This is a genomic window from Dactylosporangium sp. NPDC049525 (genome assembly GCF_040676755.1).
In the GTDB taxonomy this organism is placed as follows: Bacteria; Actinomycetota; Actinomycetes; order Mycobacteriales; family Micromonosporaceae; genus Dactylosporangium.
In genome coordinates, this window is the sequence record NZ_JBFAPO010000005.1 from 294,228 (window position 1) to 314,180 (window position 19,953).

General features: G+C 71.7%; 16 protein-coding genes, 2 tRNA genes and 1 pseudogene. 7 read left to right on the forward strand and 12 right to left on the reverse strand.

Annotated elements, in window-relative coordinates:
• Positions 1-755: 755 nt before the first annotated feature.
• From AB0K00_RS11765 to AB0K00_RS11780, 4 genes and pseudogenes are all read right to left on the reverse strand, one after another.
• Positions 756-2,060, reverse strand: a pseudogene (locus AB0K00_RS11765) (formimidoylglutamate deiminase); the annotation flags it as partial.
• On the reverse strand, positions 2,057-3,262 hold the full coding sequence (locus tag AB0K00_RS11770) for an allantoate amidohydrolase (protein ID WP_363519001.1): 1,206 nt from the start codon (positions 3,260-3,262) through the stop codon (positions 2,057-2,059). The gene AB0K00_RS11770 and the pseudogene AB0K00_RS11765, both read right to left, overlap by 4 nt.
• 121 nt (positions 3,263-3,383) lie before the next feature.
• Entirely contained in the window at positions 3,384-5,033 is a 1,650-nt protein-coding gene (gene hutU, locus AB0K00_RS11775; protein WP_363518909.1) for a urocanate hydratase, read from the reverse strand.
• A 13-nt stretch (positions 5,034-5,046) separates the two neighbouring features.
• Positions 5,047-5,895, reverse strand: coding sequence for a MurR/RpiR family transcriptional regulator (locus AB0K00_RS11780; protein WP_363519004.1), 849 nt, complete (start codon positions 5,893-5,895; stop codon positions 5,047-5,049).
• Between the two features lie 107 nt (positions 5,896-6,002).
• Between AB0K00_RS11780 and AB0K00_RS11785 the strand changes: the two genes are divergently transcribed.
• Genes AB0K00_RS11785 through AB0K00_RS11795 form a run of 3 tightly spaced genes read left to right on the forward strand, consistent with a single transcriptional unit; the run spans position 6,003 to position 8,066 of the window.
• Entirely contained in the window at positions 6,003-6,809 is an 807-nt protein-coding gene (locus AB0K00_RS11785; RefSeq protein WP_363518911.1) for an MOSC N-terminal beta barrel domain-containing protein, read from the forward strand.
• Between the two features lie 38 nt (positions 6,810-6,847).
• Complete coding sequence (locus AB0K00_RS11790) at positions 6,848-7,564, forward strand: hypothetical protein (protein ID WP_363518914.1); 717 nt, start codon at positions 6,848-6,850, stop codon at positions 7,562-7,564.
• A gap of 10 nt (positions 7,565-7,574) precedes the next feature.
• Entirely contained in the window at positions 7,575-8,066 is a 492-nt protein-coding gene (locus AB0K00_RS11795; RefSeq protein ID WP_363518917.1) for a hypothetical protein, read from the forward strand.
• A 400-nt stretch (positions 8,067-8,466) separates the two neighbouring features.
• Here the strand turns inward: AB0K00_RS11795 and AB0K00_RS11800 are convergent, their stop codons facing one another.
• The 6 genes from AB0K00_RS11800 to bcp form a co-directional block, all read right to left on the reverse strand.
• Positions 8,467-9,198 (reverse strand): hypothetical protein, encoded by a 732-nt coding sequence (locus tag AB0K00_RS11800; RefSeq protein WP_327008493.1) that lies wholly within the window; start codon positions 9,196-9,198, stop codon positions 8,467-8,469.
• A 49-nt stretch (positions 9,199-9,247) separates the two neighbouring features.
• A tRNA-Leu gene (locus tag AB0K00_RS11805) sits at positions 9,248-9,320 on the reverse strand.
• A gap of 25 nt (positions 9,321-9,345) precedes the next feature.
• Positions 9,346-10,188, reverse strand: a complete 843-nt coding sequence (locus tag AB0K00_RS11810) for a transglutaminase family protein (RefSeq protein ID WP_363518920.1) — start codon at positions 10,186-10,188, stop codon at positions 9,346-9,348.
• A complete protein-coding gene (locus AB0K00_RS11815) occupies positions 10,185-11,132 on the reverse strand; it encodes an alpha-E domain-containing protein (protein ID WP_327008495.1) in 948 nt (315 codons plus the stop codon). Before AB0K00_RS11815 ends, AB0K00_RS11810 begins: the two co-directional genes overlap by 4 nt.
• A gap of 8 nt (positions 11,133-11,140) precedes the next feature.
• Positions 11,141-12,703: a circularly permuted type 2 ATP-grasp protein gene (locus tag AB0K00_RS11820; protein ID WP_363518923.1), complete on the reverse strand. Its 1,563-nt coding sequence runs from the start codon at positions 12,701-12,703 to the stop codon at positions 11,141-11,143.
• A 65-nt stretch (positions 12,704-12,768) separates the two neighbouring features.
• The gene (bcp, locus tag AB0K00_RS11825) at positions 12,769-13,242 is read right to left on the reverse strand and encodes a thioredoxin-dependent thiol peroxidase (protein ID WP_363518926.1); all 474 of its coding nucleotides are present in this window, start codon (positions 13,240-13,242) and stop codon (positions 12,769-12,771) included.
• A gap of 130 nt (positions 13,243-13,372) precedes the next feature.
• Between bcp and AB0K00_RS11830 the strand changes: the two genes are divergently transcribed.
• Positions 13,373-15,142 carry a copper resistance protein CopC gene (locus AB0K00_RS11830; protein WP_363518929.1) on the forward strand — a complete coding sequence of 590 codons (1,770 nt, stop codon included), beginning with the start codon at positions 13,373-13,375 and terminating at the stop codon, positions 15,140-15,142.
• Positions 15,143-15,779: 637 nt separating this feature from the next.
• Positions 15,780-17,438 (forward strand): hypothetical protein, encoded by a 1,659-nt coding sequence (locus AB0K00_RS11835; protein ID WP_363518932.1) that lies wholly within the window; start codon positions 15,780-15,782, stop codon positions 17,436-17,438.
• On the opposite strand, the gene AB0K00_RS11840 is transcribed toward AB0K00_RS11835, so the two are convergent.
• Positions 17,430-18,047: a copper resistance CopC family protein gene (locus AB0K00_RS11840; protein WP_363518935.1), complete on the reverse strand. Its 618-nt coding sequence runs from the start codon at positions 18,045-18,047 to the stop codon at positions 17,430-17,432. The two genes, AB0K00_RS11835 and AB0K00_RS11840, sit on opposite strands and share 9 nt — an antisense overlap.
• A gap of 51 nt (positions 18,048-18,098) precedes the next feature.
• On the opposite strand from AB0K00_RS11840, the gene orn reads away from it, so the two are divergent.
• Together orn and AB0K00_RS11850 are read left to right on the forward strand one after the other, a co-directional pair.
• Positions 18,099-18,737, forward strand: coding sequence for an oligoribonuclease (orn, locus tag AB0K00_RS11845; protein ID WP_363518937.1), 639 nt, complete (start codon positions 18,099-18,101; stop codon positions 18,735-18,737).
• Between the two features lie 53 nt (positions 18,738-18,790).
• Positions 18,791-18,866: transfer RNA gene (locus AB0K00_RS11850), tRNA-His, on the forward strand.
• A gap of 64 nt (positions 18,867-18,930) precedes the next feature.
• On the opposite strand, the gene AB0K00_RS11855 is transcribed toward AB0K00_RS11850, so the two are convergent.
• Entirely contained in the window at positions 18,931-19,878 is a 948-nt protein-coding gene (locus AB0K00_RS11855) for a hypothetical protein (RefSeq protein WP_363518940.1), read from the reverse strand.
• Positions 19,879-19,953 lie beyond the last annotated feature (75 nt).

The window sequence follows — 19,953 nt, forward strand, 5'->3', positions numbered from 1 at the left end:
GGCGCGGCGAGTGGTGGCGCAGCGAGTGGTGGCGCGGCGAGTGGCGGTGGGAACGGTGATGGCACGGCCGCCGGTTGCGCGGTCGACCGTGGTGCGGCGGGCGATGGTGCGGTGGGCGTTGGGAGTGCGGCCGACCGTGGTGCAGCGGTCGATGGTGCGGCGAGCGGTGGCGATGATGGCGCGGCCGACGGTTGCGCTGCCGATCGTGCAGCGGCGGGCCGTGGTGCGGCGAGCGTTGGTGGGAACGGTGGTGGTGCGGCCGACGGTTGCGCTGCCGACCATGGTGCGGCGGGCGGTGGTGGCGATGGTGCGGCCGACGGTTGCGCGGCCGATCGTGGTGCAGCGGGCCGTGATGGTGCGGCTGGCCGTGATGCGGCTGGCGCGGGAGCGGAGGGCGATGGTGGAGCGGGCGGTGGCAGCGGTGGCGCGGCCGGCGGCTGCGCGGTTGACCGTGGCGCGGTGGGCGATGGTGGTGTGGCCGACGGTTGCGCGGTTGACCGTGGCGCGGTGGGCGATGGTGGTGTGGCCGATCGTGCAGCAGCGGTCGGTGGTGCGGTGAGCGGTGGCGGTGATGGCGTGGACGACCGTGGTGCGGCCGACGTTGAAGCGGAGGGCGTTGAAGCGGAGGGCGTTGGTGGAGCGGGCGGTGCTGGCGCGGTCAACGGTTGCGCGGCCGACTGTGGTGCGGCGGGCGGTGGGGGTGCGGCCGACTGCCGTGCGGCGGACGGTGGTGCGGCGGACGGGTTGACGGCGTGCACGGCGGCTGCCAGGGCGGCGCCGACATCGGGCACCGTGGCGTGGACGCCGTCGCGGACGATGACCCGGCCATCGATGACGACGTGCCGGACGTCGGCGGCGGTCGCGGCGAACATGACCGCCTCAGGGGCGCAGGCGGCGGTGCGCGGCGAGGTCAGGCAGACCGTGACGAGGTCCGCGCGGGCGCCGGGGGTGATGGTGCCGGCGTCGGTCCAGCCGAGGGAGGCGTGGCCGGTGGTGGTCGCGGCGGTGAGCAGCTCGACGGCGGTGAAGTGGCCGCGGTGCTCGGTGTGCAGCCGCTCGTGCATCTCGACGCCGCGGGCCTCCTCGAACAGGTCGATCACCGCGTGGCTGTCGCTGCCGAGGGACAGCGGGGTGCCGGCGTCGACCAGGGCCCGCGCGTGGCCGATGCCGTCGGCGAGGTCCCGCTCGGTGGTGGGGCAGAAGCACACGCCGGTGCCGGAGTCGCCGAGCTCGGCGCGGTCGGTGTCGGTGAGGTGGGTCGCGTGCACGGCGGTCACGGTCGGACCGGTCAGCCCGCGGTCGGCGAGCAGCTCCGTCGGGGTGCGGCCGTGCACCGCAAGGCAGGCGTCGTTCTCGGCGCGCTGCTCCGACAGGTGCACGTGCGTCGGCATGCCCTCGGTGTGCCGCGCGAACTCGCCGAGCGCGGCGGCGGGAACGGCCCGCACGCTGTGCGCGGCGGCGCCGATCTTCGCGTGTGGCCGGGCGCCGAGCTGTGCGACGCGATCCGCCCAGCCGTCGACGCCGGCGTCGCCGAAGCGGCGCTGGACCCCTTCGAGTGGCCGGCCGTCAACGGTCGAGGTCAGATACAGCGTGTCGAGCAGCGTGATCCGGAGTCCTGCGTCGGCCGCCGCGGCGATCAGGGCCTCGCCCATCGCGTTGGGTTCGGTGTACGGCGTGCCGCCCGCCCCGTGGTGCAGATAGTGGAACTCGCCGACGCACGTGATGCCCGCGAGGGCCATCTCGGCGTACACGGCCCGGGCCAGGCGGTGGTAGGAGTCAGGGTCTAGGGCGGCGGCCACCGAGTACATCTGCTCGCGCCAGGTCCAGAAGGTGCCCCGCCCGCCCTGGGTCCGCCCGCGCAGTGCCCGGTGGAACGCGTGCGAGTGCGCGTTGGCCAGCCCCGGCAGCGTCATCCCGGGCAGGTGCACCGCGTCGAGCCCGGCGGCGGGCGTGCCGGGCGTGACGGTGGTGAATCTGCCGTCCGCCACCTCGATCAGCACGTCGGCCGCGACGCCGGCCGGCAGCCACGCCCACTCGCAGTGAAACCGGGCAGGTGTCATTGGCACAGCCGGGCCAGTAGGTCGGTGAGCTTCTCGACGCCGACGGCGCAGTCCGCGTCGGAGGCCGACTCCTGCGGCGCGTGCGAGATGCCGGTGGGGTTGCGCACGAACAGCATGCCCGTGTCGACGTGCTTGGACAGGACCCCGGCGTCGTGGCCGGCGCCGGTCGGCAGCACGGGGGCGTCGAGCTCCAGCGCCGCGAGGCGGCTGACGTCGCCGGCGAACGCGACCTCGCCGGTCACCGACTCCGCTTCGAGGGTGACCCGGGTGCCGTCGTGCCGGGCCCGCTCCTCCGCCCGCTGCCGGATCGCGGCGACGAGCCGGTCCAGGGTGTCGCCGTCGGCGGCCCTCGCGTCCAGCCACGCCGAGGCGCGGGCGGCGATCGCGTTGGTGGCGTTGGGTGCGACGTCGACCCGGCCGACGGTGGCGTGCGCCCCGTGCGCCCGTGCGGTCTCGTCGGCGGCGAGGACGGTGTGCGCGAGCGTCAGCATCGGGTCGTGCCGGTCGCTCATCCTGGTCGTGCCGGCGTGGTTGCCCTCGCCGGAGAAGTCCAGCCGATACCGCCCGTGCGGCCAGATCCCGCTCGCCACCCCGACCGGCGCGTCGAGCACGTCGAGGGCGCGGCCCTGCTCGACGTGCAGCTCGACGAAGGCGCCGATGCGGGCCAGCCGTTCAGGGTCGGGGCCGAGCGCGTCGACGTCGAGACCTGCCTTGCCCATGGCCTCGGCCAGGGTGATGCCGTCGCGGTCCCGCAGCCGCAGCGCCCGTGCCGGGTCGAACGCGCCGGTGAGCAGGCGGGAGCCGAGGCACGGCACCCCGAACCGGGCGCCCTCCTCCTCGGTGAAGACCACGACGGCGATCGGCCGGGACGGGGTCACGCCGCGCTCGCGGAGCCGGTCGACGGCGAGCAGCCCGGAGACGACGCCGAGCGGCCCGTCATAGCCGCCGCCGTGCGGCACCGAGTCGAGGTGGCTGCCGGTGACGACCGCCCCTTCGCCCTCGGGGGAGCCCCACCACGCCCACAGGTTGCCGTTGCGGTCGACCTCCACCTCGAGGTCGCGGTCGAGTGCCTCCTCGACGAACCACTCCCGGCAGACCAGGTCGGCGTCGGTCCAGGAGTGCCGCAGGTAGCCGCCGTCGCCGCCGGCCCTGCCGACCGGACTGAGCGACCCCCACAGCGCCGCGAACCGCTCCCCGGTCATCGCCGTGCCGGCAACTCCGCTGCGCTCCGGGCCGGTCATGCCGCCACCTCCGCTGCGCTCCGGCGCCCGCACGACGGCCGGCGCCCCTGATGCCCGGCAACTCCGCCGCGCTCCGGGCCGGTCATGAGTCCTCCCGCATCGGCACTCGGATGCCGGTCTGCTCGGCAACCTCGGCGGCTTCGTCATAGCCGGCGTCGACGTGCCGGAGCACGCCCATCGCCGGGTCGTTGGACAGCACCCTGGCCAGCTTCTGCGCCGCGAGCTCGGTGCCGTCGGCGACGGAGACCTGCCCGGCGTGGATCGAGCGGCCGATGCCGACGCCGCCGCCGTGGTGGATCGACACCCAGGATGCGCCGGAGGCGGTGTTGACCAGCGCGTTGAGCAGGGGCCAGTCGGCGATCGCGTCGGAGCCGTCCCGCATCGCCTCGGTCTCCCGGTAGGGCGAGGCGACAGAGCCGGTGTCCAGGTGGTCGCGGCCGATCACGAGCGGCGCCTCGACGGTGCCGTCGGCGACCATCTCGTTGAACTTGAGGCCCGCCTTGTCCCGCTCGCCCTGCCCGAGCCAGCAGATCCTGGCCGGCAGCCCCTGGAACGCGACCCGCTCGCCGGCCAGGCGGATCCAGCGGTGCAGCGAGTCGTTGTCGGGGAAGAGGTCGAGCACGGCCCGGTCGGTGGCGGCGATGTCGGCCGGGTTGCCCGACAGGGCGGCCCAGCGGAACGGGCCCTTGCCCTCGCAGAACAGCGGCCGGATGTAGGCGGGGACGAACCCGGGGAACGCGAACGCCCGGTCGAACCCGCCCAGCTGCGCCTCGCCGCGGATCGAGTTGCCGTAGTCGAAGACCTCGGCGCCCCGGTCGAGGAACCCGACCATGGCCTCCACGTGCCGGGCCATCGAGTGGCGGGCCCGGTCGGTGAACTCCTCGGGCTTCGCCGCGGCATACTCCGCGGCGTCGCCGGGCTCGACCCCGCTCGGCACATAGGACAGCGGGTCGTGCGCGGAGGTCTGGTCGGTGACGATGTCGACCGGCACGCCCATGCGCAGCAGCTCGGGCAGCAGCAGGGCGGCGTTGCCGACGACGCCGACCGACAGCGCCCGGCGGGCGATCTGCGCCTCGACCGCGAGCCGCACCCCTTCTTCGAGGGAGTCGGCGACGACGTCGAGATAGCGGGTCGCGACCCGCCGCTCCAGGCGGGCCCGGTCGACGTCGATGATCAGGCAGGCCCCGCCGTTCATGGTGACGGCGAGCGGCTGGGCGCCGCCCATGCCGCCGCAGCCGGCGGTGAGCGTCAACGTGCCGGCGAGGGTGCCGCCGAACCGCTTCTCCGCCACCGCGGCGAACGTCTCATAGGTGCCCTGCAGGATGCCCTGCGTGCCGATGTAGATCCACGAGCCGGCGGTCATCTGCCCATACATCGTCAGGCCGAGCGCCTCGAGCCGGCGGAACTCGGGCCAGGTGGCCCAGTCGCCGACGAGGTTGGAGTTGGCGATCAGCACCCGCGGCGCCCACTCGTGGGTCTGCAGCACGCCGACCGGGCGGCCGGACTGCACCAGCATGGTCTCGTCGGGACCCAGCGTGGTGAGGGTGCGCACCAGCGCGCGGAAGGACGGCCAGTCACGCGCCGCCTTGCCCGTGCCGCCATAGACGACCAGGTCCTGCGGTCGCTCGGCGACGTCGGGATCGAGGTTGTTCATCAGCATGCGCAGCGCGGCTTCCTGCTGCCAGCCACGGGCCGTCAGCTTGGTGCCGCGAGGGGCACGGACCGTCTCCATGGAACTCCTCGGGTTAGGGCAGGAAGACCTGGCGGGTGGCGGCGGACCGCTCGAACGACTCGAGGCGGGCCTGGGACTCGGTCGGCGCGGCGTCGCACATGGCCTGCAGCAGCATCGTCACCATCGCCGTCGGGGCGCTGTGGGAGTCGAACACCAGCCGCGACCCGACCGGCGCGGGCAGCACGAGGTCGGACTCGGCGGCGGCCGGGCTGACCGGCGAGTCGGTGACGGTCACGACGGTGAGACCGGCGGCGCGGGCCTCCCGGAGCGCGTCGACCGCCTCGCGCGGATAGCGGGGCAGCACAAACGCCAGCATGGCAACTGCGCCCGCCGCGCGTGCCTGATCCAGCCGATCGGCCAGCAGGCTGCCGTGCTCGTGCAGGAGCCGCACGTCGGGGTGGACCTTCGCCGCGAAGTAGGTGAACGCGGTCGCGAGTGCGCGGGCGGCCCGCATGCCGAACACGGGCAGCGGCCGGCTGCCGATCAGCAGCCGGCCCGCCTCGGCGAGTGGCTTCGGGTCGGCGAGCGCGGCGGCGAGGCGTCGCAGGTTGGCGATCTCGGCGCCCAGCGCTTGCTGGAACTGGTTGGTCTCGGCCTCGGCGGGCTCGTCGTCACGGGGCGGGCGGGGCGTGTGGCCGTCGATGTTGATCCGGATCTCGTCGCGGAGCGAGTGATAGCCGTCGAAGCCGAGCGCGGTCGCGAAACGGGTGACCGACGGCTGGCTCACGCCGGCGAGCGTCGCCAGGTCGCCGCTGGAGAGATAGCCGGCCTGGCCGGCGTTGTCGACCAGGCAGCGGGCGATGCGCCGCTGGGCGGGCGTGAGCCGCTGCCCGTCGAACAGCTCCAGCAGCCGCCGCTCCATCTCCGTCGTCACGCCCCGAATGTATGCCTCCATTCAAAGTCGAGTCAAGCGCATCAACTCATTCATAGTGTTGCCTAACCTGGGGGTCCGCGTGCGACGCTCGCGACGTGCGGTTGACTTATCTGGCCACGTATCCCGTCAAGAGTTGCTACCGCGTGGAGGCCGACGCCGCGCAGGTGGAGCCCTGGGGGCTGGCCGGCGACCGCCGCTGGCTGGTCGTCGACGGCGACGCGAAGCTGATCACCCAGCGGGACACGCCGGCGCTGGGGCGGATCCGGCCGGAGCCCCGGGACGGCGGCCTGCTGCTGCGCGCGCCCGGCGCGCCGGACCTGTGGGTGCCATTTCCGTCCGGCGCCACGACCGACGTCAAGCACTTCTTCCTGTGGATCGCCGCCACCCCCGCCGGGCCGGTCGCCGACCGGTGGGTCTCGGACGTGATCGGCCGCCCCGCCACGCTGGTCTATCTGGACGACCCGACCCGCCGCCCGGTCGAGCCCGGCTTCAGCGAGCCCGGCGACCGGGTCAGCTTCGCCGACGGGTTCCCGCTGCTGCTGGTCAACTCGGCCTCGCTCGACGCCGTCAACGACTGGCTGGTCGAGGCCGGTGACGAGCCGGTCGAGATGACCCGCTTCCGGCCCAACGTCGTCGTCGCCGGCGCGCCGGCCTGGGCGGAGGACGGCTGGATCGGCGGCAGGCTCGTCATCGGCGACGTGTCCTTCCGGGTACCGAAGGCGTGCAGCCGATGCGTCCTGACCACCATCGACCCGGAGACGGGGGAGAAGGGCCGCCAGCCGCTGCGCGTCCTCGGCCAGCACCGCCGGTTCCCCGACGGGCTGCTGTTCGGCGTCAACCTCATCCCCGACCTGGAGGGCCCCGGCAAGATCGCCGTGGGTGACGAGGTGATCGTGGCATAACGGACCCGGCGGGGCGGGTGGCACGTCATGATCAAGGGGTGACACCCCTGCGGGTCCGGCCCCACCTCGCCGAGATCCTCGACCGGACCGTGCACGTGGTGGTGACGTTCAGCGTGCTCGGCAACCTGCTGCCGGAGCCGGCCACGGTCGCCCGGCAGATCCGCGAGATGCTGCTGGACACCGGCCACCAGATGTCGATCATGATCGGCGCGAGTGGCAACCCGTTCGACATGCTGGCCGAGGCGTACGCGGCGGGCGAGGACCTGGGCCGGCGTGCCGAGCAGCTGGTCCACGACGCGGAGCTCGACGCCGCCGGCCGGGCGCCGGTGACGACGGGCGCACCCGCCCTCCTGGAGGCATGCCGGGCCACCGGCCGGGCCATCACCGTCTACGCGCCGCACAGCGAGTCGGCGGTGGGACGGTTCCTGCAGCACCACGGGCTGCGCGCCCTCGTCGGGCCGGCGCTGGGCCGCGGCTTCGCGATGCGGCACCCCGCGGTGCGCACGATGGGCCCCGTCCTCGAGTCGATCGGCGCGCTGCCGGGCGAGACGGCGGTCGTGTGCGCGACGTTCTCCGCCATGTCCGCGACCCAGCGGGCCGGCGCCCACGCCATCGGCGTCGACCGTCTCCGCGAGCCGCGCAAGATGCTGCACGGCGGCGAGGGCAGCAACGCCGTCGTCCAATCCCTGACACACCTCGCCGAGGCGGTCAGAGCGTGTGCACCGTCACAGCATCGGGGCGCGTCACTCTGGTAGAAAAGCCCGCGTGTCATTTCTGCTGTGGTCGGGACAGGCGATCGGGCACCGCCGTGCCGGTGTCGGGTTCGTCGTCGGCGTGGCCTGCGCCGCCGCCGCGGTGACCCTGTTCCCGGAGCACCCACTCGACCGGCCGAACGCCCTGGCGGCCGCCGCGCTGCTGGCCGCGGCCGGGCTCGCCGCGCTGGTCTGGGCCGCCGCGATGGCACACGTCGGCGTCCAGATCAGCATGTACAACGTGCGCATCCGCCACGGGCTGCTGCCGATGCCGCCGATCACAGTGCCGCTGCGGATGGTCACCAGCATGCGCGCCGTGGACGTGGAGTCCAACCTCGCCCAGCGCTGGGGATGGACCTGGGTTCCTGGCCGTGGCCGGGCGGTCATCGTACGGTCCGGGCCGGCCCTGCTCTTCGACTTCGCCGGTCGCCAGTTCACGGTCAGCGTCGATGACCCCGACGAGGCCGAGGCCGCGCTCAACCGGATGCGCAGCCCGGCCCGGTGACAAGGGCAGGGAATTGGTGAAGCCCGGGGAGTGTCCATCCCCGGGCCTCGGTTTGCCGCCCACTTGCACACACCGGCACGTTTAAGGTCACAGGTCAGATTGAAGGCGTCGCGCTCTGCGATTGAGCTATCGGGCCAGGTTTGGAGGCCCGAACGGGAGTTGAACCCGTAGCCTCGACGACAATGCCTGTGATCGGTCGATCCGGTGTTGAGCGGCGAATGCTCAGACTGGAGCGAGAAGTTGAGTTTGTGTTTCGGCTCCCGCGGCCGCCTCTGCCATTGGGCTACGCCGTCACGAATGACGGCGGAAGGAATCGAACCTCCACATTGACACCGCGCGCACCTGTCAAACTGAGCCTCAGGTTCAGCCTGCGCTCCTTGCGCACCACCGATCCTAGCCGTCAGGCGAAGAGGAAGCGAAACACTTTCTCGCCGGCCTCCTGCTGCACGACCTCGGCGGAGTTGGCCTCCTCGCGGGCGAACTTCACCGCCGCCTGCAGCTTCTCGACCCGCTCCACCAGCTCGTTGATCCGCTGCGCGGGCAGCGCGCCGGAGAACTTCACCGTCTTCCAGTAGCCGATGACGACGTCCTCGTAATACACCTCGACCTGCGCGGGGTGCTTCTCCGTCGCCTCGGCCTTGACGTGGTTGCGCGGGATCCGCTTGGTGCGGGTGGTCTGCGTCGGCTCGGTTGCGAAGCAGTCGGCGGACGCGTCATACACCCACGACTCGGCGGCGTCCAGGACCGGCAGCTTCCGCACGAACGTCAGCAGGTCGACCAGCTGCTTCTCCAGGAACAGCAGGTAGGACACGGGCACGTCACGCAGCAGCGGCGTGCCGTCCACGACGACGTCGGCGCGCGCGACGCAGTTGGTCCAGTCCTTCGTCGCGGTCACGTCGAAGAGCCGGGTGAGGATGGTCGCGGTCTGGCGCATGACCTCGTCGGCCTTGACCTGCACGCGGGTCGACTCGGGCGGCAGCTGCTCGCCCTCCTCGTCCTTCGGGCGGTAGGTGCGCGCGATGCCGGCCAGCAGGGCGGGCTTCTGCAGCACGTGGTGCGCGTCGGTGAGTTCCTGGAAGGAGCGCGACTTGACGCCCTTCTCCACCGCGATGATCTGATTGAGCTTCGTCATAATGCGCAGAGTGTACGAGCAGGGTGCGACAGAAATCATCCGAGAAAAGTGGGGCCGGTGAGAGTCGAACTCACACTGGCACGGACCTAAACCGTGTGCCTCTGCCATTGGGCTACGGCCCCACGTCGCGACCGGCCATCACTTTACTCACGCCAGGCGGGTGATCTCCACCGTGACCCCGAGGTGCTTGCTCGGCGCGCCGTGATAGACCCCGCGCAGCGGCGGGACGTCGTCGTAGTCGCGCCCGCGGGCCACCACCACGTGCCGCGGACCGACCGGAACCCCGTTCGTGGGATCGAACCCGGTCCATTCACCGGCCCACCATTCGACCCAGGCGTGGCTCTGTCCGGCGACCGTCTCGCCGATCTCGGCCTCGACCTTCGGGTGCAGGTAGCCGGACACGTACCGGGCCGGGATGCCCCTGGCCCGCAGCAGGCCGACGGTCAGGTGAGCGATGTCCTGGCAGACACCCTTGCGCTGCTTCCACGCCTCCTGCGCGCTTGTCTGCACGCCGGTGGATCCCGGGACGTAGGCGACGTTGTCCCGTACCCAATGCGACAACGCCTCGGCAGAGGCCTGTGGTGACCTGCCGGCGATCGCATCCCATGCCTCGTCGACCAGGGTGGCGTCGACGGCGGTCAAGGGGCTCTCGGTCAGCAACTCCGCGTGCGTGTCGAGCACGGCGCCGCCACCGAGCTCGGACCAGGTGAGCGTGACGACCGGTAGCGGCGGCGGCGACACCTCGACCAGGCTGCTGGACACGACCCGCAGCTGCTGGTGCGGCCGGTGCAGGTCGAACGCGGTGACCTGGGTCGCCCAGTAGTCGTAGTACCGGTAGGTGGTGGCGCCCGGCGTCACCTCGACCTGGCTGAACAGCGTCGTCTGCCACGGCAGCGTGAGCGGGGTCAGCCGGGCCTCGTTGTAGGACGCCGAGACGCTGCCCGCGTACTTGTAGCCCGTGACATGCCTGATCTTGAGACGCCAACTCATGATCCACCCCATGCGACGGTGCCCCAGGTGACGGGCGTGGACTGCGGGAAGTAGCGGGCCGTGATCGCCGCGCTGGCCGTGGCACAGGTCTGCTGCAGCGCCCGCAGGTGCTGCGGCAGTTCGGCGAGGAGGGTGGTGGTGTCGGCGTACTCGAGGCGGGTCCTGATCTGCCCGATCGGCCGGCGGGCGGCGTCGGTCACGCCGGCCCTTTCCATCGTCGGCGCCAGCTCGCGCAGGCACTGCTCGGCGGTGCCCAGCGCGTGCAGCGCCGAGCGCGGGAACAGCCGGTCCAGCAGCAGGAACTCGGTGACCCGCTGCGGCTCGAACGTCCCGCCGTGAGTGCGCAGGAACGCCTCGTCGGCGCCGCAGGACCGCAGCACGGTCCGCCAGCCGGTGATCTCGTCGGTGGTGTTCGTCTGGATGGACAGCAGCCGGGCGGTCATGTCGACGCGCTCGAGGCTGCGGCCCAGCACCAGGAACCGCCACCCGTCGTCACGGCTCATCGTGGATTCCGCCAGCCCGGCCAGTACGGCAGCGCGCTCCCGCACGTAACTCAGGAAGACGGTCGGGCCGAGGCGTTCCGCGGCGACCCTGCGCGACGCGAGGGTGTGCCACGTGACGTTGAGGCATTCCCACATTTCACTGGAGATCGTCTCGCGTACCCCCCGCGCATTGTCACGGGCGGCGACGATCGCACCCGAGATGGCGCTGGGGTCCTCGGCGTCGAACGCCAGCAGCTCCAGCACGTCACCGGTGGTGATCCGCCGGTCCTGCGGCGCCGGCGCACCGAGCACCGACATCAGCGTCCGGCACGCGGCGTCCTCGTCGGCCCACGGGTCCTCCAGGAGCCGGCCGAGGAACGCGTCGAGGATGCGGGCGGTGTCGTCGGCGCGCTCGATGTAGCGCCCGATCCAGAACAGGGACTCTGCGATGCGACTGAGCACGGCCCCTCCTACTGCTGTCCGGCGAGCTGCGCGGCGGCCGGTCCGCTGTCGCGGGGGCTGCCGCCGGCCTCACGCGGCTCCGGCACGATCTTCGACCGCGGGGCCGACGGCGCCGGATCGGTGTGGTGCGCGAGCACCCAGGTGTCCTTCGACCCGCCGCCCTGGCTGGAGTTGACGACGAGCGCCCCCTCCGGCAGCGCCACGCGGGTCAGCCCGCCCGGCACCAGCCAGATCTCGTTGCCGTCGTTGACCGCGAACGGGCGCAGGTCGATGTGGCGCGGCGCGACCCGGTCACCGAGCAGCGTCGGCGACGTCGACAGGGCCACGGGGCGCTGCGCGATCCAGCCCCGCGGGTCCTTCTCGACCAGCTTCCTGAGGCCGATCAGGGTCTCCTCGGATGCCTGCGGGCCGATGACGATGCCCTTGCCGCCCGCGCCGTCGACCGGTTTGAGGACCAGTTGGTCGAGCCGGCCGAGCACGTCGTTCAGGACCTCGGGGTCGCGGTCGTCGAGCCGGTACGTCTCCACGTTGTCGATGAGCGGCTCCTCCGACAGGTAGTACCGGATCAGGTCCGGCACGTACGTGTAGACGAGCTTGTCGTCGGCGACGCCGTTGCCGACCGCGTTGGCAAGGGTGACCTGCCCGGCGCGGGCCGCGTTGACGATGCCGGGGCAGCCGATCACCGAGTCGGGCCGGAAATGCAGCGGGTCGATGAACTCGTCGTCGACCCGCCGGTAGACCACGTGCACCGGGCGCTCGCCCTGCGTGGTGCGCATCCGCACCCGGTTGCCGCTGCAGACCAGGTCGCGGCCCTCGACCAGCTCCACGCCCATGAGCCGGGCGAGCAGCGCGTGCTCGAAATAGGCCGCGTTGTAGACGCCCGGCGTCAGCACGACGACCGTGGGGTCCTCGACGCCCTCCGGCGCGGCGGCGCGCAACGCGGCGAGGAGCCGGGCCGGGTAGTCGTCGACCGGCCTGACCCGCGCCTCCGCGAACAGCGCCGGCATGGTGTGGGTCAGGGCGCGCCGGTTCTCGATCACGTAGGACACCCCGGACGGGATGCGCAGGTTGTCCTCCAGGACGCGGAACCTGCCGTCCTCGTCCCGGATCAGGTCGACGCCGCTGATGTGGACCCGCACCCCGTTGGCCGGCTCGATGCCGTGCGCCTGCCGGTGGAAGTGCGCGCTGGTGGTGATGAGCTTGCGGGGCACGACGCCGTCGGTGAACACCCGACCGGCGCCGTAGATGTCGGCGAGGAACGCCTCGAGTGCCTTGACCCGCTGCTGGACGGCGGCCGTCAGCAGGTCCCACTCGTTGGCGTCGAGGATGCGGGGGATCAGATCCAGCGGGAAGGGTCGCTCCTCGCCCGCGTAGGCGAACGTGACCCCGCGGTCGGTGAAGACCCGCGCCAGCTGGTCGGCACGGAACCGCAGATCGGCCGGGGCGAGCGGCTGCAGCGCGGCGAACAGCGAACGATAGGGCGAGCGCGGCTGACCGGGGCGCTCGAACATCTCGTCCCACGCTTCGAACATGGCCCCGGACATCGAGTAGTCGTCGAAGATGTCCGCCATGACGAGAGCCTAGGCACGAACCGTTTCAGCCGCATTACCAGTGTGTATTCAGGCCGATCTTGCCGTTAGTCCAGGCCAAGGTCCCGCCTGAGCTTCGCCACGTGCCCCGTCGCCTTGACGTTGTAGAGAGCACGCTCGATGTTCCCCTTCTCGTCGATGACGAAGGTCGAGCGGATCACGCCCAGCACGGTGCGCCCGTAGTTCTGCTTCTCGCCGAACGCGCCATAGGCCTTCAGGACCGCCCGGTCGGGGTCCGACACGAGCGGGAACGTGATCGCGTCGCGCTCGCGGAACTGTGCCAGCTTCGCCGGGGAGTCCGGCGAGATGCCGACCACCTCGTAGCCGGCGGACTGCAGCGAGGCGAGATTGTCACGGAAGTCGCACGCCTGCTTGGTGCACCCGGGCGTCATCGCCGCCGGATACGCATAGAGGACGACCTTGCGCCCCCGGAGGTCGGCGAGTGCCAGGGGCTCGTCGCGATCCGTCTGCAACGTGAACTCAGGAGCCGCGTCACCCGGCTCCAGACGTGTCGTGGTCATGGTCCGGACTCTATCGCGCCCCGGTGACATCCACGGCGGCAGATAGCGTTACGTCCCGGTGCCGTGACTCATCGTATAAAGTCGACCCCCGCGGCGGCATCCATGGGAAAAGCGAGAAATCATGGTCCGCATGACCCGCCGCGCATGGTCCATCCCCCTGGCGATGCTCTTCGGAGCGTTGCTGATCCTGGCGCTGCCCGCCGCGCCCGCCAGCGCGCACGCGCTCCTGGAGCGCACCGCTCCGGTCGCCGGCAGCGTCGTGGATCAATTGCCCGGCGAGATCACGCTCACCTTCAGCGAGCCGGTGCGGATCGTCGCCGACAAGATCCGGGTCACGGCGCCCGACGGTAGCCGCGCCGACCTGGGCAAGCCCGTCGCCCGCGACGCCGAGCTCGTCATCCCGCTCAAGCCCGGCAGCCCCAAGGGCACGTATCTGGTCAGCTACCGGGTCATCTCCGCCGACAGCCATCCGGTGAGCGGCGGCTACAGCTTCTCCTACGGTGAGGTCTCCGCCGTGCCCAGCACCGGCGACGCCGGCGCCGACGTCAAGACCGACGCCCTGGTGAAGAACGCGATGTCCGTCGCGCGCTTCATCGGCTTCGTCGGCCTGGTCCTGCTGGTCGGCCCGGCCCTCGTCCTGTTCGCCCTCTGGCCCCGCCGGCTCTCCGCCCGCGACCCGGGCAGGCTGGCGTTGACGGGTGCCGGTCTGCTCGCGTTCAGCGCGGTGCTGGAGTTGTACCTGCAGATTCCGTACACGTCCGGCACGACGCTGTTCGACGCGTCCTCGACCGCCACCCGTGAGGTGCTCGGCACCCCGTTCGGCGCCGCGCACCTGATCCGGCTCGCCGTCGCGATCGCCGTCGCGGTGCTGCTCCGACCCCTGATCGCCGGCCGCGCCGGCAAGATCGACCAGACGCTGCTGATCATCCTCGGCGTGGTCGGGCTCGCCACCTGGCCGATCTCCGGTCATCCGAGCGCCTCACCGGTGCCGACCCTCACCGTCGTCGCCGACGTCGCGCACCTTGCCTCGATGGCGGTGTGGCTCGGCGGTCTGGTGATGCTGTTCGCGTTCCTGCTCCGCCGCGCCAACACCCGCGAGTTGACGGCCATCGTGCCGGTCTGGTCCGGCTGGGCGCTGCTGGCGATCACGGTGCTGGTCCTCGCCGGCACCGCGCAGGCGCTCGTCGAGATCGGCACCATCGACGCGCTGACCGGCACCACGTATGGCCGGCTTGTCATGGTCAAGGTGGCGCTGCTGGCTGTCGTCCTCGGTGTGGCGGCCTACTCCCGCCGCATCACCAACCGGCGCTTCATGCCCGTGCCGGCAGCGCAGGACGACGAACTGTCGGAGGTGCAGGACGACGAGCCGTCGGAGCTGCTGGACGACGAGCCGTCGGAGCTGCTGGACGAGGCTGCCAAGCCGGCCGGGCCGGCCGAGCCTGCCGACCGGGTCCGGTTGCGGCGTGCGGTGCTGATCGAGGTGCTGATCGCTGTCGTGGTGCTGGGCTTCACGTCGGTGCTCGTGCAGACGAGTCCGGCCCGCAGCGTGCAGGCGGGCGAGAACGCGTCCACGGGTCCGTTCACCACGACGATCACGACGAACCTGGTGAAGCTCGAGGTCGACGTGTCGCCGGGCAGGGTCGGGCCGAACACCGTGCACCTGTATGCGCTCAAGCCGGACGGGTCGGGGCCGCTGTCGGTGGTGGAGTGGAAGGCGACGGCGGCGTTGCCGGCCAAGGGCATCGAGCCGATCGTGCTGCCGACGCTGGGCATCACGCCGGATCACGCGTATGGAACGGTGACGCTGACGCCGGCTGGGACGTGGGAGCTGAAGTTCACGGTCCGCGTCGACGATCTCAACCAGACGACGATCCCGGTGCAGGTTCCGATCCGCTCTTGACCTGCCCTGCCCTGCGCTGCGGTGGCTGCCGCTGGGCGCCGGCGAGATCTCCTCGCGGTGCCCGGAGACCGGGGTGGACGCCGGCGGGTTCGCAGTGGTGACCGGGCGGGGTTTGCGGTGGTGGCCGGGCGGGTTGCGGTGGTGTCTGAGCGGTTGCGTCGGGGGCAGCCTGGCCCGGGTGTGGCATCCGGGGGCGGCCGGCTCGCGGGGTGCTCCTTGATCTCGGCTCAGGGGTGGCCGTTTCGGGGTGCGGGCCGGTTGCGAGATGGTGCGGCCGGGCGCTGCATGGATCTGGGTTGCCGCCGACCGGGGCGATGCTGACGCGCACTTCTCCCGCCATCGCTGCCGGCCCGGACGGGTGCTGGTCGATGTCCAGTTCCGTCGATGCGGCCGCGGTGCGTGGCGTGAGATGTCCCCGGCGGCGAAGCGTGCGCCGGCAACCCATCTTCGGCGCGGAACGGGCACGCTGCGGCGGTGCCTTGCCGGCTTGAGTGGCGGCACGCAAAGGGGTCGTGGGGGAGATGGGGCGGGACAGGTAATTCGGTGCTCGTCGGTGGGTTTGGTGGAAAGAAGGTAATTCGCGGGATTTTTGGCGGTATTGTCGGCTTCGGATCGCTGGGGGGAAGGGGCCGCTGCCATGGTCGTGCGTCTGGTTCGGGCAGGTGTCGGCGCGCTGCTGCTGCTCATCGCGGTGCCGTTGGCGCTTGCCGGTGGCGGACTCTGCGTGGCCATGGAGCATCGCGCCGCCGATGACACCTTTACGGCGCGGCTGGAGCGGTTGCGCTCCGGGGGCCGCGCGGTGGTCGTGCCTGACATCGACGCGTTGCTGCGAGCTGATGCGCCGTTCGCGCGGGGTGGGCAGACGACGCTCAACCTGTCGGCGGTCGGCTCCAGCGGCCCCCTGTTCATCGGACTGGCCCCGGATGCGGTGGTGCAGCGGTACCTCGGCGGGCTCGTCCACGCCAGCGTGTCCCGGGTCAGGCTGGCCCGCGGTCCGCTGCCGGTCGAGCTCACCGAGGTCCAGACCCGCGCCGCCGCGGCGAGTGCCGGTGCCACGACCGGGCAGCAGGGCAGCACCGGTGCCGGGGCGCAGACCGCCGGTCCCGCGCAGGGCGGCGTCCCGGCCGTTGCCGGGCCCGGCACCGAGCCGGGGTCCGGCTCGGGGACCACTGGCACCGGCGACCCGAACGCCACGACCGGTGGCGACCCGGGTGCGGCGACCGGCGACCCGAACGCAACCACCGCCGGCCCGAACACCGCGGCCGGCGACCCGAACGTGAACCCGGCCGACCCGGCCGCCCCAACCGACCCGAACGTCGCGGCCGATCCGAACGCGACGGTCGACCCGAACGCGACCGCCGCCGGTCCGAACGCGACGGGGTCGGCTGCCGGGGCGAACGGCGCCGGCGGTGCGATCGCGGTGCCGCTGGCGGTGCCGGCGGGGCAGGAGTTCTGGCTGGCGAAGAGCATCACGGTCGACGGGGCGGCGCAGCTGACCTGGTCGCCGTCGGCGCTGCGGGGGCGGCACCTGGCGCTCGTGGTCATGAACGCGGACGGCACGGCCGGGATCGACGTGACGGTGACGGCCAGGCTCACGCCGGCGTGGATCGGGCCGACCGCCGGTGGGCTGCTCATGCTGGGCACGGCGCTGTTCCTGCTGGCGTTGCTGGTGCTCGCGTGGCCCCAGCGGCGCGCCGAGGAGCGGCTCGTGCTGCCGACGCTGCCGTCCCAGCCGGCGAAGGGCCGGGGGCGGGCGAGCCTGCGGCGCAACCTGTCGACGCTGTCGGACCCGATCGCGGCGCTGCTCAACCCGGTCGTGCCGAAGAACCGTGACGCGGCGCCCGCGGCGGTCACGATCGAAGTGACGAGCCAGACCGAGGTCGAGGAAGACCGCCAGACCACGACGATCGGCGTCGTGGTGACGGAGGAGAGCCCGGCCGGCGAGCCCACCGCCGTGCCGACAAAGGCAACGGCGGAAGCAACGGCGGAACCAGCGCCGGCCGAAGCGGCTACGGCGGGCATGGACGTACCGGCGCCGCAGGAACCGACCGGTCAGACGAGCGCCGACGCTGCGGCCGTGGACGAGGCCGCCCCGCAGGAAGTGACGGTCGCGGACGAGGGCGCCGCGCTCGCCGAGTCAGAGCTGGACCGGCCCGCCCCGGCGGCCGGGACCGACGACGATGGGCCCGGGCCGGTGGTCCTGCCACCGCTGCCGAAGCTGCCGGCGATCGAGCTGCAGTTCACCTGGGCACCGGTCGCCGTCGACGAGCAGGAAGAGGCGACGGCCTCAAGCTGACGTCGCCCGCCGCCGGCGCAGCAGCAGGACGGCGGTGCCGGCGGCGCCGAGCACGACGACGGCGACCGCCGCCCAGAGCAGCCACGTGGCGCCGGTGCCCGACGTGTCGGAGGTCGGCACGGCGAGGGCGGTGGACGAGACGGCAGGCGGCGGCGCCGGGGACGACGACTGGGGCGCCTCGGGTGTCGGGGTCGCGGTGACCACGACCGGTGCGGTCGGCGAGGGCGCGTCGGACGGTGCCGCGGTCACCGTGAATGCGAACGACCCCGATGTCTTGTGCCCGTCGGCGGACGTCAGCTCCCACGTGACCGTGAACTTGCCGCCCTTCGTGCTCTTCACCGGCTGCAGGACCGTGTTGCCGTGCGGCGAGATCGGGCTGCTGTTGACCACCGTGCCGGCCTCGTCGCGGACCGTGACCGTCGGGACGATGGGAAGTGTGTCGCTGAACGTGAGCCGCACCACTTCCGGCAGCGCCTGGACCGTCGAGCCGGCCGCCGGGTCGCTCTGCTTCAGGGTCGTGTGGGCCGCGGCCGGAGCGGCGCCGAGCAGGGCACCGGCGAGCACACCGACGGTGAGGACCAGCAGGCGTGCACACGTGCGATGGGTCACGAGCGAAGGATAAAGGTAACGAGGAGTCATTGAGTGTGAGAAGTCGGCCAGATGAACACTAGGCTGTGGGACGTGGGTGATCTTTTGGTCTGGATCGACTGTGAGATGACAGGGCTTGATCTGGGTAAGGACGCGCTGATCGAAGTGGCGGCGCTGGTCACGGACCCGGATCTCAACGTCCTGGGCGACGGCGTCGACGTGGTGATCCACGCCGAGGACGCGCTGCTGGACGGCATGCTGGACGTGGTGCGTGACATGCACGCCAAGTCCGGGCTGACCGCCGCGGTGCGGGCGTCGGCGGTGACCGTGGCGGAGGCGGAGGACCTCGTCATGTCCTACATCACCACCCACGTGCCGGATCCGCGCACGGCGCCGCTGTGCGGCAACTCGATCGCCACCGACCGGGGGTTCCTGGCGCGGGACATGCCGCGGCTCGACAACCACCTGCACTACCGGATGATCGACGTCTCCTCGATCAAGGAGCTGTGCCGCCGGTGGTATCCGCGGGTCTACTTCGGCCAGCCGCCGAAGGGCCTTGCTCACCGGGCGCTCGCGGACATCCGGGAGAGCATCCGTGAGCTGGAGTATTACCGCCGGACGCTGTTCGTGCCGCTGCCCGGACCGGACGTGGAGGCGGCGAAGGCGATCGGTGCGGAGCTGAGCCGGGAAACCGACACCCACACGCACTAACCCGGTCGACGAATCCCCGTGCTCATGCCCTATTATTGGCGAGCACGTTCATGGTGGCTGTAGCTCAGTTGGCAGAGCACCGGGTTGTGGTCCCGGGTGTCGTGGGTTCAAATCCCATCAGTCACCCCATGCAGTTGCAACAGTTCAGCCCCGGTCCCTCAGGACCGGGGCTGCTGTGTCGCAGGGGGAATGCTCACTCCGCCGTCTGGCTGTCCGGCTGCCGGCCGGAGGTGGCTTCCTTCAGTGCCGCGGCGAGGGCCTGGTTCTGGGCCTCGGCCGCGGCGAGCTGCTCCTGCAGCCGGACGACCTCGGCGTGGGTCTGCGCCCGCACGGCCTCGATCGCGGCGATGATCGGCTCCGCCTCGAGCAGCGCGCCGCCGCCCTGGATCGCGGCGACGAGGCTGTTGATGGCGGCGGTGGCCGCCAGGTCCCGGGTCTCGTCGGCTGCGGCCGCGGCGATGAGCCGGTCGAGCTTCGCGGTCATCTGGTTCAGCGGGTTGGGGAACCCCTGAGCGGCCTGGTCGTTCCACGGGAACTCGAACTGGATCGGGTCTGTGCCGGCGACGAGTGCGGTCACACCGCGCTCGGAGTTGGCGATGAGCTGAGAGTCGGCCACGCTGTAGTCCCTTCCTTGCAGGCGTCCGATCGGGTCGTATTCGTCGGCCCGGTCGTCGTCGTCGACGTCGGACCGGCCGGAGATGTGGACATGTCCCCGGTCCGACGATGACCTGGTGGTCCGCCGCAGCGGGTTGGCGCTGTCGGTCCACCGTTCCTGGTTGCAGTTGCCTTTTTCGTCGGTCCAGTTGAGGTACTTGATCCACATGGCGCCGGGGTGGCCGGCGTCACGGTCCTTGATCAGCTGCCGCGCGATGTCGGCGTTCTCCTTGCGGTGCGCGCTGGAGTCGGACCGCGGCATGATGTCCAGTGCGCGGGCCTTCCACCGTTTGTTCGGACCGGGCCAGCCGGTCACCGAGAACGGTGTGTGGTCCTCCGGCGTGTTGGCCTGCAGGTGCGCGTCGTTCGGATAGTCGTAGACGGTGAGGCCGTAGCCGCGCAACGTGGCCTGCACCGCCTTGGCCGGGCGGATCAGGGTGTACGGACGGCCCGCGTTGAGCCAGTCGCGATATCCCTGAGATGCCATCTGGTCCCCTCCCTCCATCCGCGTTCGTGCATTCAAACTTATTCGCCGTGATCGTGGCGCGCATCGACACCCGCC